Annotated in this window: 14 protein-coding genes; 9 read left to right on the top strand and 5 right to left on the bottom strand. The window is 45.0% G+C overall.

All coding sequences use genetic code 11. The annotated features are described in order from the left end of the window. The first annotated feature begins 83 nt into the window (after positions 1–83). The gene (locus LEP1GSC052_RS05860; protein WP_020986411.1) at positions 84–785 is read left to right on the top strand and encodes a purine nucleoside phosphorylase YfiH/LACC1 family protein; all 702 of its coding nucleotides are present in this window, start codon (positions 84–86) and stop codon (positions 783–785) included. Here LEP1GSC052_RS05860 and LEP1GSC052_RS05855 read toward each other — a convergent pair. From LEP1GSC052_RS05855 to LEP1GSC052_RS05840, 4 genes are read right to left on the bottom strand one after another with little or no spacing between them, the layout of a single operon-like run. Continuing rightward, positions 782–1,189 carry a response regulator gene (locus LEP1GSC052_RS05855; protein WP_010574878.1) on the bottom strand — a complete coding sequence of 136 codons (408 nt, stop codon included), beginning with the start codon at positions 1,187–1,189 and terminating at the stop codon, positions 782–784. The two genes, LEP1GSC052_RS05860 and LEP1GSC052_RS05855, sit on opposite strands and share 4 nt — an antisense overlap. Before the next feature lie 16 nt (positions 1,190–1,205). Then, complete coding sequence (gene leuB / locus LEP1GSC052_RS05850) at positions 1,206–2,282, bottom strand: 3-isopropylmalate dehydrogenase (protein WP_020985569.1); 1,077 nt, start codon at positions 2,280–2,282, stop codon at positions 1,206–1,208. A gap of 18 nt (positions 2,283–2,300) precedes the next feature. Then, a complete protein-coding gene (locus tag LEP1GSC052_RS05845; RefSeq protein ID WP_020985842.1) occupies positions 2,301–3,521 on the bottom strand; it encodes an aspartate aminotransferase family protein in 1,221 nt (406 codons plus the stop codon). Then, entirely contained in the window at positions 3,518–5,281 is a 1,764-nt protein-coding gene (locus LEP1GSC052_RS05840) for a phospho-sugar mutase (RefSeq protein ID WP_020986668.1), read from the bottom strand. The genes LEP1GSC052_RS05845 and LEP1GSC052_RS05840 overlap by 4 nt, the downstream gene beginning before the upstream one ends. 96 nt (positions 5,282–5,377) lie before the next feature. Here LEP1GSC052_RS05840 and LEP1GSC052_RS05835 point away from each other — a divergent pair, with 96 nt between their 5' ends. From LEP1GSC052_RS05835 to LEP1GSC052_RS05825, 3 genes are all read left to right on the top strand, one after another. After that, entirely contained in the window at positions 5,378–5,743 is a 366-nt protein-coding gene (locus tag LEP1GSC052_RS05835; protein WP_020986306.1) for a hypothetical protein, read from the top strand. After that, positions 5,743–6,858 carry a pyridoxal phosphate-dependent aminotransferase gene (locus LEP1GSC052_RS05830; protein WP_010574874.1) on the top strand — a complete coding sequence of 372 codons (1,116 nt, stop codon included), beginning with the start codon at positions 5,743–5,745 and terminating at the stop codon, positions 6,856–6,858. The genes LEP1GSC052_RS05835 and LEP1GSC052_RS05830 overlap by 1 nt, the downstream gene beginning before the upstream one ends. Positions 6,859–6,963: 105 nt before the next feature. After that, the gene (locus LEP1GSC052_RS05825) at positions 6,964–7,209 is read left to right on the top strand and encodes a hypothetical protein (protein ID WP_156892108.1); all 246 of its coding nucleotides are present in this window, start codon (positions 6,964–6,966) and stop codon (positions 7,207–7,209) included. Between the two features lie 29 nt (positions 7,210–7,238). Here LEP1GSC052_RS05825 and LEP1GSC052_RS05820 read toward each other — a convergent pair whose 3' ends face one another. After that, positions 7,239–8,282 (bottom strand): hypothetical protein, encoded by a 1,044-nt coding sequence (locus LEP1GSC052_RS05820; protein WP_040913314.1) that lies wholly within the window; start codon positions 8,280–8,282, stop codon positions 7,239–7,241. A 144-nt stretch (positions 8,283–8,426) separates the two neighbouring features. On the opposite strand from LEP1GSC052_RS05820, the gene rpmB reads away from it, so the two are divergent. Genes rpmB through uvrC form a run of 5 tightly spaced genes read left to right on the top strand, consistent with a single transcriptional unit; the run spans position 8,427 to position 12,124 of the window. After that, the gene (rpmB, locus tag LEP1GSC052_RS05815) at positions 8,427–8,711 is read left to right on the top strand and encodes a 50S ribosomal protein L28 (RefSeq protein ID WP_020985537.1); all 285 of its coding nucleotides are present in this window, start codon (positions 8,427–8,429) and stop codon (positions 8,709–8,711) included. After that, complete coding sequence (gene nth / locus LEP1GSC052_RS05810; protein WP_040912871.1) at positions 8,659–9,357, top strand: endonuclease III; 699 nt, start codon at positions 8,659–8,661, stop codon at positions 9,355–9,357. Before rpmB ends, nth begins: the two co-directional genes overlap by 53 nt. Before the next feature lie 6 nt (positions 9,358–9,363). Beyond that, entirely contained in the window at positions 9,364–9,786 is a 423-nt protein-coding gene (locus LEP1GSC052_RS05805; protein ID WP_010574870.1) for an acyl-CoA thioesterase, read from the top strand. Positions 9,787–9,792: 6 nt separating this feature from the next. Next, a complete protein-coding gene (locus LEP1GSC052_RS05800; RefSeq protein ID WP_010574869.1) occupies positions 9,793–10,257 on the top strand; it encodes a peptide chain release factor family protein in 465 nt (154 codons plus the stop codon). A gap of 37 nt (positions 10,258–10,294) precedes the next feature. Then, positions 10,295–12,124, top strand: coding sequence for an excinuclease ABC subunit UvrC (gene uvrC, locus LEP1GSC052_RS05795; protein WP_010574868.1), 1,830 nt, complete (start codon positions 10,295–10,297; stop codon positions 12,122–12,124). The last annotated feature ends 30 nt before the right edge of the window (positions 12,125–12,154 follow it).

Below are 12,154 nucleotides of genomic sequence, written 5' to 3'. Positions count from 1 at the left end.
TTTTCCAGTCTTCCCGGAGGGTTTCTTTAGATCACGTACTTTAACACTGGTAAGTTTCAACGGAGAATTTAGTTTCGGATTCGATGGCGTTCATTCATTTTTTTCCGATTTCCGGTGCGGGGCAAATCAAGATTCTCATCGCGGGAAAAAAAGAACTTCCCGCCCGCGCTTTGGAAGTTTCCGAGCAAAGAATGGCGATCGCAAGGTTGACCGGCAAAGAGGAATCCTCGGTCTTTATTTTGAATCAGGTTCACGGGGATACGATTCGGGACGCGGATCGTTCCGAATCTTTTTCCTTTGAGGAAGGAGACGCTTGGATCGGAGAAAAAGCGGATCAAGTTCTTTGTATTAAAACTGCGGATTGTATGCCCTTGTTTTTTTGGTCGCCCAAGAACCCGAAATTTGTCGCGATTCATTCGGGTTGGAAAGGAACGTTAGCCGGAATCTCCGAAAAAACTTTGAAACTCGCGTTTGACGAATCGATCTTGAAAGACGGTTCTCTGTTCGGTTATCTCGGTCCCTGCGCGAGCGGACTTAGATACGAGGTTGGAGAGGACGTAGCTTCTTTGTTTCGAAAAGAATTCCCCGATTGTTTAAAACAAAGCGGAGCCGATAAATTTTTACTCGATTTGGAATTGTTCGTTCAACATAGACTTGAGAAGAATGGGATCGTCGTTTCGTTTCAATCCGAAAGAATCTGCACGATGGAGGAGAATTCAGATTTCTTCAGTCATCGCAAAAAGGACGTCGGAAGAAATCTGAATCTGATTTGGAAAGAAGGTTAGACCTTAGGGACTTTTTGAATCGCGGCGTTGATTTTTTCTAGAACCTTCTCGCGTTTTACCGGCTTCGGAATATAATCCATCGCGCCTTCGTCGATCAGGTTTTTCAAAACCGCGGGAGTATTCTCTTCGGAGACGATGATGATTCTCGGAAGAACTCCTTTCTCCTTGATTTCAAAGAAGGTCGCATAACCGTCCATTACGGGAAGATTGAGATCGAGCGTGATAAGATCCACACGTCTGTGTTCGTCGTAGAGTTTTACGAGTTCCTTTCCGTTTTCGGCAAACCCGATCACTTGATAACCTTCCGATTCCAGAATCTGCGCCAACTGTTTGGCTTGAAATCTGGAATTCTCGGCGATCAAAACCTGATACGGTCTTCCGTTGGGAGCTACACCTGCTTTCATATCTTTTTACCTCTTATTAGAGAAAGGATTCGATCACTTGACCGATTTCCTTGGTTCCGACTACGGTCGATCCGGCTTCCGCGATGTCCTTCGTTCTTTTGCCGGTGGCGATCGTTTTGCGGACTGCGCTTTCGATCTTGGAAGCTTCTTCTTCCATGGAGAACGAATAGCGTAACATCAATGCGGCGCTTAACACCTGTGCGATCGGATTGGCAACTCCCTTTCCCGCGATGTCGGGCGCGGAACCGCCGGACGGTTCGTATAAACCGAAACCGGATTCGGAGAGGGAAGCCGATGGAAGCATTCCGATCGAACCCGTGATGATGGAAGCCTCGTCGGAAAGAATATCTCCGAACATGTTCTCGCATAGAACTACGTCGAATTGTTTCGGATTTACGATGAGCTGCATCGCCGCGTTGTCCACGTAAAGATGATTCAATTGGACGTCCGAAAATTCTTTCTTATGCAGATCGATTACAACTTCTTTCCAAAAAACGGAAGTAGTCAAGACGTTTGCCTTGTCGATGCTTGTCACTTTATTATTTCTTTTGCGGGCCGCTTGGAATGCCACTCTGGTAATCCTTTCGATTTCGCGTCTGGAATACTTCATCGTGTCGTATGCGAATTCTTCCTGCCCGGATCCTTCTCTTCCCTTGGGTTGTCCGAAGTAGATTCCTCCGGTCAATTCTCTGAGGATCAGAATGTCCAAACCGTCTCCGATGATATCCGCACGAACGGGGGACGCGTTTTTGAGTTCGGGATAGATGATCGCCGGTCTGAGGTTTGCGAAAAGATCGAAATGTTTTCTTAAGGGAAGAAGAGCTCCTCGCTCGGGTTGTTTTTCAGGAGGAAGGGTTTCCCATTTCGGGCCGCCCACGCTTCCGAAAAGAATCGCGGAAGATTCTTCGCAAAGTTTTAATGTTTCCGGCGGAAGCGGATGTCCGGTTTTGTCGATTGCGATTCCTCCGACAAATCCTTCCTTAAAGTTAAACTCGGAAGCCTTTGCACCGAGCGCCTTTTTCAAAACGGAGAGGGCAACCTCCATGACTTCCGGTCCGATTCCGTCGCCGGAAAGTACTGCTACATTCTTCATTCTTTTTTGGGATCCTTTTTAGTTTTGTTTGAGTACGGATTCGAAAATGTCCAATCCTTGATTTAAGAAATCGGACGAGATCGTAAGAGGAGGCATGATTCGAATCACATTCTCCGCAGTCGCGTTCACGACAAGTCCCGCGGCCAAACAAGCCTCGGCAACGGGGCGGGAAGGAACTTTCAAAACGACTCCGATATGAAGTCCTTTTCCTCTTACCTCGGAGATCACAGGATATTTTTCCTTCATCTCTCTGAGTCTCGTAAACGCGATGTCCGAACAAAGGTTTACGTTGTTTAAAATTTCTCTGGTTTGAATGATTCGGATCGTTTCGTAAGCGATCGCCGCCGCGAGATGGTTTCCTCCGAACGTGGAACCGTGAGATCCTTGTGTGAAAAGGTCCTGATATTTTTCTCCCACGATCAAGGCCCCGATCGGAAAACCCGAACCGAGTCCTTTAGCGAGAGTCATCGCATCGGGTGCGAATCCCATCGTTTCAAAGGCGAATAACGTTCCCGTTCTTCCGATTCCGGTTTGAATTTCGTCGAAGATCAAAAGCGCTTCGTTTTCCGCGGTCAACTCTCTGGAAAGGGTAAGAAAGCTGTTGCTCAAAGGAATGATTCCGCTTTCTCCGATGATCGGTTCTTCGATGAGCGCGACGATTCTTCCCTGGTATCTTTCAAACGCCGTGACAAGCGCCTCGTCGTTGTTCGGTTCCACGAACTCGATTCCTTTGAGAAGTTCTCCGTAACCCTTTCTGATTTTGTCCTGACCGGTTAAACTCATACCCGAAACCGATCTTCCGTGAAAACTTTTTTCCAAGGAAAGAATGATAGGATCGACGATACTTCTGGAGTCCGCGTATTTCCGCGCGAGTTTAAACGCTCCTTCGATCGCTTCGGTTCCCGAGTTGGTCAAAAAAACCTTTCCCGGAAAAGAATTCAGAATCAGAAGTTCCGCGAGGTTGGCCGCTTCTTCGGAATAGAATAAATTCGAAGTGTGAAAAAGTTTATCCGCTTGGGAACGAACGACTTCGATGATATCGGGATCGGCGTGTCCGAGATTGGTCACCGCGACGCCGCAATGAAAGTCGATGTATTGTTTATTATCATAGTCGAAAAGAAGTTCGTTTACCCCGTAACGAAACGCGACATTGTAACGGGCGTACGTATTGAGCAGATAATGATCCGCCAATTCTTTCGTGTGCTGAAAAAGTTCCTTGTGAATGTCCGTGTCGTTCATGAGAGTCCTGCCAGTTTTAAAAATATTTCTTCGGATGCTTTGATCTCGGAAAGAAGATCCGCGGTGAGTTTTGAAATCTCTTCCTTAGACTTCGGAGCCTCTAAACTCTGAAAGGAAGAATAGATTTTGATCTTCGGCTCGGTTCCGGAAGGACGAATCGTAAGTTTTGCGTTTCCTTCCAGAATGACCTGAATCACGTCCGAGGAAGGACAACCTGCAAACGCGGATTTCGAAGCGGTTCCTTTTGCGGTTTGGGTTTTGTAATCGAGAATTCCCACGATCTTTCTGTGATGGATTTCTTTTCCTAAAAGATCCACGGTTCTCAGAGATTCCAGAGATTTGCGGATCTTTTCTTTGCCTGCGCTTCCTTCCAGAGTTAAGGATTTTAGACTTTCTTGAAAGAGCCCATACTTCAGATAGATTTCGTCCATATATGCGAGCAGATCTTTTTTCTCGGTAAGAATTTCAAGCAGAAGCAAAGCCGAAGAAAGAGAATCCTTATCTCTCACAAAAGAAACCGGAAGATAACCGAAGGATTCTTCCCCGCCGAACAAAAAGAAATCGGTTTTGCTTTTGTCGATCTTTGCCATCACCTGAGCGATGAACTTAAATCCTGTAAGAACGTTTTTGTATTTTACCTTATTCTTCTTTGCGATGTTTTCCTGAAGATCCGTGGTCACGATCGTTTTGATGAGAACGGCTTTCTTTTTCTTTTTGCCGAGCGCGTAATTCTCGCAAAGATAAGCGGCCATGATCGAACCGATCTGATTTCCGTTTAATAAAACGTATTCTCCGTTTCCGCTTTGGACTCCGATTCCGAGTCGGTCCGCGTCCGGGTCCGTCGCGATAAACGCGTGCGCGTTTTTGGAGATCGCGAACTTCTTGGAAAGTTCCATCGCTTCGGGTTCTTCCGGGTTCGGGTATTCGACGGTGGGGAATTCTCCGTTCGGATCTTTTTGTTCGGGGACTAAGAATACGTTCTTATATCCGAAACCGTTTAGAAGTTCCTTCATCGATTTTCCGCCGGTTCCGTGTAACGGTGAATAGACGACCTTCAACGCCGCGCGGTCTTTCGGTTTGATCTTAGAAGATAGAATTCCCGCTTTCGAAAGTTCTTTTTTGTAGGACGCAAAACAATCCTTTCCGGCGGCTTGAACCATCTTTTTGTAAAGAGCGCTTTTCGGAGAAAGAATGGAAATCTGATTCCAATCGGAGATCGATTCGATTTTTGAAATGATCTTTTTATCATCCGGAGGGACGAGCTGTCCTCCGTCCGCCAAATACGCCTTGAAGCCGTTGTAATCGGGAGGATTGTGCGAAGCGGTAATCACGACTCCGCCGGTCGCTTTGTAATAACGGATCGCGTAGGAAAGAAGAGGGGTTGGCGTGACCTCGTTAAAAAGAATGACCTTTACTCCGAGAGAAGCCGCGATCCCCGCTGTTACTTCCGCAAATTCTTTGGATCTTCTTCTCGAGTCGTATGCGATTACGATCGAAGCTTTTTTGTTTTTCCCGGAAAGATAACTTACAAAACCGAGAGCGGCTCTTCCGACGGTGAATTCATTCATCCGACCGATTCCGTTTCCGAGTCGGCCCCGCATTCCCCCCGTACCGAATTCGAGAGGAATCGAAAACGCTTCCACGTCCGCACCGGATTCTCCTTGGGAGAATTTTTTCAAAGCAAAATTCGCTTCTTCGCGGACCGAAGAAGGAAAGGGTTCCTGAGTCCAGGATTGAATAAAGGATTCGGGATGATTCATAAATTACGGATTCCGATCTATTTTTTTAAGAGGATTAAATTCATAAAAATCGCCTTTCTCTGAGGTTCAACCCTAATTTTAGCCGATTCTAAAAGTATGGAATCTTACGAATTCAATCAGGACGAAAACAAGGAATTTCTAAGTTTAAGCAGGGTTTTAAAACTCGCTTCCCTTTCCTTTTTCTGTCTTTCCGGTGTTTCTTTTTTTTCTGCCTTCGTTTCCAACGATACGAGCAAACTCGTTTTGTTTCTCGTTCCCGGAATTCTATTTTTATTGACCGGTATTTGGAGTTATAGCGCGGGAATTTCCTTTAAAAGAATCACCGATACGAAAGGAGAGGATCTGGATTTTTTACGAATCGGGCTTCGTAGTTTACGAATTCATTTCTGGATTCAGATTTCTTTCGGACTTTTCGCAATTCTATTTCTTTTGGGAGGAGCGGTTCTTACCCTTGTCTCTTGATGGAACCCGGAGAATTCTGGATCGAGGAAAGACTCGAAAAATATAGAAAGGTCGCTCCTTGTAATCTCGGTGAAAGCGGGATTCGAAACATCACCTTGGGCGAACTTCTTGCCAAACTGGATCTGAGCTCCGAGGTTTTGACTTCGATTTCTTTGGAAGACGCTCCCAATCGAGGAGATCTTTCGCTTAGGAAAGAAATTGCAAAACTCTATCCGGGTTTAAACGCCGATCAGGTTTTGGTGACGACCGGAACGGGGGAAGCTCTTTACATCCTCTTTCACATTCTTTGTAAAAAGGGATCGATCGTTTCGTATTTGGATCCCGCCTTTCAAGCGTTATACGAAATACCGAAGATGATCGGGGCCGTGCTCGAACCGGTTTCTCTTCTGGAATACTTGGATCAGAATCCGAATTCCTTTCTTCCGGAATTTTGCGTTTGGGAACTTTTTGCGCGCGGTAAGAATCTCGTGATCTTCAATCATCCTCAAAATCCTTCGGGACTTTCCTTAAAATCGGAGGAGATGGATAAGATCAAAGAATTCGCTCTGGAACATCCCGGTTGGATCTTATTCGACGAGCACTATCGTTTTTTGGATTTTCAAAACGATCTTTCTTGGTCGGGTGCCTTGCTTACCAATAAAACCGTAACCACGGGTTCGATCACGAAATGTTTCGGAGTGATGGGGCTTCGTATAGGCTGGATCACGGGTCCAAAGGAATTGATCGAAAAGGCCCGTTCGTTTAAGGATTATCTGACTCATACCGTTTCTCCGATCTCCGAATTTCTGACGCTTAAGATTCTGGAAAATCGAGAACGTCTGATCGCTCCGATCAAAACATCACTTTTGGAGAATATTCGAATTTTTGAAAGTGTTTGGAAGGAACTTCCCGGGATCGCGACGTTTATTCCTCCGGGAGGAGGCGTCGTATCTTTCGTTAAGTTGAAGGATGGAATCGATTCTTCGCGTTATGCGGACGCGCTTATGGATCAATGCGGGGTTTTCATTTTGCCGGGAAGGGACTTTGAAACCGAGGGTTGGATTCGAATCGGTTTCGGAGAAAGTCCAGACCGGTTTCGTGCCGGAGTGGAGCGCTGGAAGAATTTGCGACTTTAAAGGACATATTAATAACTGAGTATGCGAAATTTTAGGTTTATAATCTTTGACCGTCTATTGACAGAATCTATATAAACAGTTATTATGTCGGATGAGGACCATGCAATGCAGACTGTAACTTTTGAGAACTGGAAAGAATTTCAAGGTAAGAACGTTCGTTTTCAAACTCATTATGAGCTTGTAAAGCAATCCGAAAATGATATGGCTTTACATTTTGAAGGAAGATGGATGGACGCAACGCTTTTGAACTTTAATATTGAATCCAAAAAATATACTTTCGAATTGCTCAATGGCGAAGTAATACGTCGCCACGTTATAGTTATGGGGGCTTTAAGAATATTGAGCAAATAAAAATCAATTCTATTTAAATTGAAACGGGTTCAAAACCCTTTCAACCAACGATTCGCGAAAACCATCGGATGAACGGTCAAAATGGCCCGTTGGAAAAAGCGCGCTTCCAAAAAATCGCTCTTTAAATGAAACTTTCTACCGCCGACCTGCAAAAACTCCGAATCATAGGACTCCTGAGTTTCACTTTCGATTTTAAAACGGATTTCTTTATTCAAAATTTTGAATATTTGTTCCTTGGCTGAACTCTTCCACTGAAATTCCTGAGGAAATAAATTTCTTTCTTTCAACCAAAGAGGAAGATTCTTTCTTTCTAATTTGGAAGGAAAGAACGTCCCCAAGTAATATGATTCCGGGTTTTCCAAATCCACGCTCTTATCCGAAGTTTCCCGCAGATAACCCAACGCATAAAGATCGCAAAATGCAAGTTCGGGAGAATAGGATTCGTCGTAAAATTCCTGTTTCGAAAAAGAAGAAACACGAGCCGCAACGTAACGCAGTTTAATCTTCTTGGAACTTCCGAACGGAATCCAAGAAACCGGAAGGGAAGATTTCCATTCTTCCCAAGGATAGAATTCTTCCCAAAGAACGAGAGAATGAAGAAACAAATGATACGGTTTCGGCGAGGCCGCGCTCATCAGATCCGGTGCATGAGAAATCTCGGAAGGATCGGATTCCGCTTTGGCAAAAAAATTCTTCCAAGGTTTTTCATGAAGAGAAAGAAGCGATTTGTGTAAGAGCTTCCAAATTCGATATTTGGTTTGTTCGGGAAAACTCGAATGGAGTTTTTGTTTCATCCGAACCTTTTGTTTTCCGCCGGCAAACGCGCTCGTTTCCACTTCGACCGCACCCGCAAACCTCGGAGGAATTCCGTTTTCCAAGGGAAGATTGGTTTCGTAGAGAAGGTGTTGTACCTGTTTCGGATCTACGATTTGTTCTTTGGTGAATTCTTCGTGAAGAATCGGCTGCAATCGTCTTTCGATCCGGACTCGTTTGCTCTGAAAGAATGGAAGAAGATTGACCTTCCAAATTCGATCCAAGCGAAGTTGAAGTTTTGTAAAGAAGGTTCTAAACATCGGCGAAGGTTTGAGGGTTACTTTTTTGCAACCGGGAAGATTCTCCACTGAAAAAAGAAAAAAGTCTTTCAAATTCCGTCCTAAACGCCAGAAATTCGGCGGAAAGGTTGACAGGGAAAGCCGTTCATCAATCCTGTCCTTACTATGGCCAGAAGATGTGAAGTAACCGGGAAAGGAACCGTTTCCGGAAACAATGTTTCCCATTCCCACATTAAGACAAGAAGAACCTGGAAGGTGAATCTTATCAAAAAAAGAATCTTTTTGGAAGATGAAAACCGTTGGGTTACCGTTCGTCTTTCTACCAGAGCTCTTCGTACTCTGAGAAAAAAAGGAATTAAGGCCGCCATCAAAGATAACGGCGGATCCTTGGGCGTTCTTGCTCCGAAAAAATACGCGGGAATCCAAAAAGCGGCTCCTAAAAAAGCCTGATCCTGCGTTTCTAAAGTGGTTTTCCCGAATCTTTTCCCTTTTAAGAAAAGAATTCGGGGAAGTCGCAACTCCTCTTCATTTTCAAAAAGACTACGAACTTGCGATTGCGGTGATCCTAAGCGCGCAATGCACGGACGAACGAGTCAATCAAGTCACCCCGGAACTTTTTAAAACCTTTTCCACCCTCGAATCCTTCGCGAATGCGGATTTAAAAGAGATCGAGAGGTTGATCTTTTCCACCGGATTTTACCACAATAAGGCGAAGTCGATCCAAGGTTTCGCGCGGAAATTGTTAAACGACTTCGGCGGCAAGATCCCGAATACGATCGCGGAACTTACGAGCCTTCCCGGTTTCGGACGCAAAACGGCGAACGTGGTTTTGTCCGAAGTTCACGGTCTTGTGGAAGGAATCGTCGTGGATACGCACGTCAATCGTATCGCCAAGGTGCTCGGTCTTACGAAAAAAACGGACCCGGTTCAGGTCGAAAAGGATCTGATGGAAATTCTTCCCGAAAAATACTGGAGAGATATTTCGTTGTATCTGATCTTTTTGGGTAGAAAGAGTTGTAAGGCGCATCGAAGATTTTGCGAAGAATGTATATTAAAGAAGGATTGTCCTTCTTCCACGTTCGTACACGGAGTTTAGAATATTATGGAAGTATTTATCGATCAGAAGCTGGAAGGAATGGAACTTGCGACTCAACATATCGTGATGTCGCGGGATTTGAATCAGCACGGATTTCTTTTCGGAGGCCAGATGCTCGCTTGGATCGACGAGGGTTGTGCGATGTATGTGATGGAAAAGATCCGTTATTCCAACATAGTAACCGTAAGTATGGCGGACGTAGTTTTTAAAAGCCCCGGTTTACTCGGGGATATCATTCAGATTTTTTCCAAAATCGACAAGATCGGAAACAGTTCCATCACGATTCGAAACACTTCGATCGGAAAAAGTCAAAGTCGCAAAGAATTGAAAGAGATCATCGATTGTAAGATTACCTATGTTTGTTTGGATGAAAACGGAAGACCGTTTCCGTATTTCAGAGATCATTTCGAACTTCAGGATCTGAAGTAATCGTCTATGGCTTCGCGTTTTCCGGTTTCCGTCGAAAAAGAAACCAAACTTTTAGAACTCATGGATTCTCTTCAGATAAAAGAAGGCGATCTTGAGGAAAGTTTTACGAGAAGCGGAGGAAAGGGCGGACAAAACGTAAACAAGGTTTCCACCGCGGTTCATCTCAAACACAAACCGACCGGAATCGAAATCAAATGTTCCCTTTACAGAACCCAAGGTCTCAATCGGTACAAAGCCCGAGCGATTCTTTGCGAAAAGATCCAGGAAGAAAAAAGAAAGGCCCTCGGTGAAACGAGCGACCAACAAAAAAAGGCGATCCGCAACAAACAAAAAGACGCGAAGCGTAAGAAGGAAAAGTATTCGAGAAAGAATCAAAATTCTTCTTCCATTCTTCCCGAACCCGATGAAAGTTTAGAATCGGATCCGTACGATTCCGAGATTTCGATCGAAGAATCAAACTCAAATCCGTAAAAACGTTTTCGCGTTCCAGTCTAAAGAATAATTCATCATGCCTGAAATTCTAAATCATACTCTCATTTTGGAAAAGATCAAAAACCTCGGATCGGCTCCGGGTTGTTATCTTTGGAAATCCAGAAAAGGCGAGGTTTTATACGTAGGAAAGGCGAAGAATCTCGACAAACGGGTCCGCAATTATCTCAAAGAAAATCATCCCGACGTAAAAACCCGCGCGCTTCAGCGTGAAATTTTCGATCTCGATTGGATCGCCACGAGAACCGAAAAGGAAGCGTTGATCTTAGAAGCGACTCTGATCAAAAAACACAATCCGCGTTTTAACGTTCGTCTCAAGGACGATAAAAAATATCCGTATATCTGCGTTTCGCTTTCCGAACCGTTTCCTATGGTTTATATCACGAGAAAACTAAAGGACAACGGGGATCGTTACTTCGGTCCGTACTCGGACGTTAAATCCACAAGAGAAACGTTAGACATCATCTTAAGAATTTTTCCGATCCGCAAAACGAGACAGGTTCTTCCTTTGCCGAAACCCAGAAGACCTTGTTTGAATTTCGATATGGGTCGTTGTCTCGGTCCTTGCCAGGGAACGATTCCCGTGGAAGATTATAGAATGATCGTGGACCAAGTGATTCAGTTTTTGGAAGGAAGAAAAGAATCTCTTGCGAGCGACTTGACGATCAAAATGTCGAACGCATCCGATCGAATGGATTTCGAAAAGGCCGCTCGTTATCGGGACATGCTCCAACGAATCAACAACTTCCGAGAAAAACAAACGGTCGTCAGCACAGAAGGCGGAGACGAAGACGTCATTGGATTTGCGAGAAAACAAGACGAGGGGCAGGTGATTCTTTTGGAGGTTCGGGGCGGAAGACTCGAAACGAAAAAATCGTTCCCGATTCAGGGCGTTTTAGACGCGGAAGATTCCGAAATTCTCGGAGCATTCTTCCGTGATTATTATTTGAACGCGGCCCTGGTTCCTCCTTCGATTTTTGTTCCCACGGATATTCAAGACGAGGTTTCCGCCGTCATGGATGTTCTTCAGGAAAAAACGGGCTTTCGACCCAAACTCAAATCTCCTCGTTCGGGTGATAAACGTTCTCTTTTAAAGATCGCGGAAAAAAACGCGGAGCTCGGTCTTACGGAAAGAATGCTCGCGACTCATTACAAGGATCAAACCGCTTCCTTAAAAGAAATCCAAGAGATGTTCTCCTTGGAACGACCTCCTCATATCATAGAATGTTACGATATCAGTCACTTTCAAGGTTCTCAACCGGTTGCAAGCGGCGTTATGTTCGTCGAAGGAAAACCTTTCAAACAAGGTTATAGAAAATACAATATGCGCGGGTACGATGGGATCAACGATCCCGGAATGATCCACGAAGTGATTTCAAGACGTCTGCAAAGAATCATCAACGAAGAAGGTGTGTTCCCCGATCTCATCGTGATCGACGGAGGACCGACCCAGTTGACCAAGGCCTGCGAGGCGGCGGTGGAAGCCGGCGCGGAAGGAATTCCAATGGTGGGTCTCGCCAAAAAACGAGAGGAAATTTATTTCCCAGGAGACAGCGAACCGTTTATTTTCGATATGAATTCTCCGGGAATGAAACTTCTGCGTCATCTGAGAGACGAGGCGCATAGATTCGGAGTCACACATCACAGGTCCCGCAGAAATAAGGAAACGATGCGCGCGTTGATTCAGGACGTTCCCGATATCGGATTCAAACGGAGCAAGTTGTTGCTCCAACATTTCTCGGGTGAAAAGAAAATCGAAGAAGCAACCAAGGAAGAACTTCTGGCGGTTCCCGGAATCGGAGAGAATCTTGCGGAAAAAATTCTGGGACAACTGCAAAAAAAAGAATAAAAACCCCTAATTTTCAAAACGAGAAACCTG

This window comes from Leptospira kmetyi serovar Malaysia str. Bejo-Iso9, from assembly GCF_000243735.2.
Taxonomy (GTDB): domain Bacteria; phylum Spirochaetota; class Leptospiria; order Leptospirales; family Leptospiraceae; genus Leptospira; species Leptospira kmetyi.
This window is presented reverse-complemented; position numbering and strand designations above follow the sequence as displayed.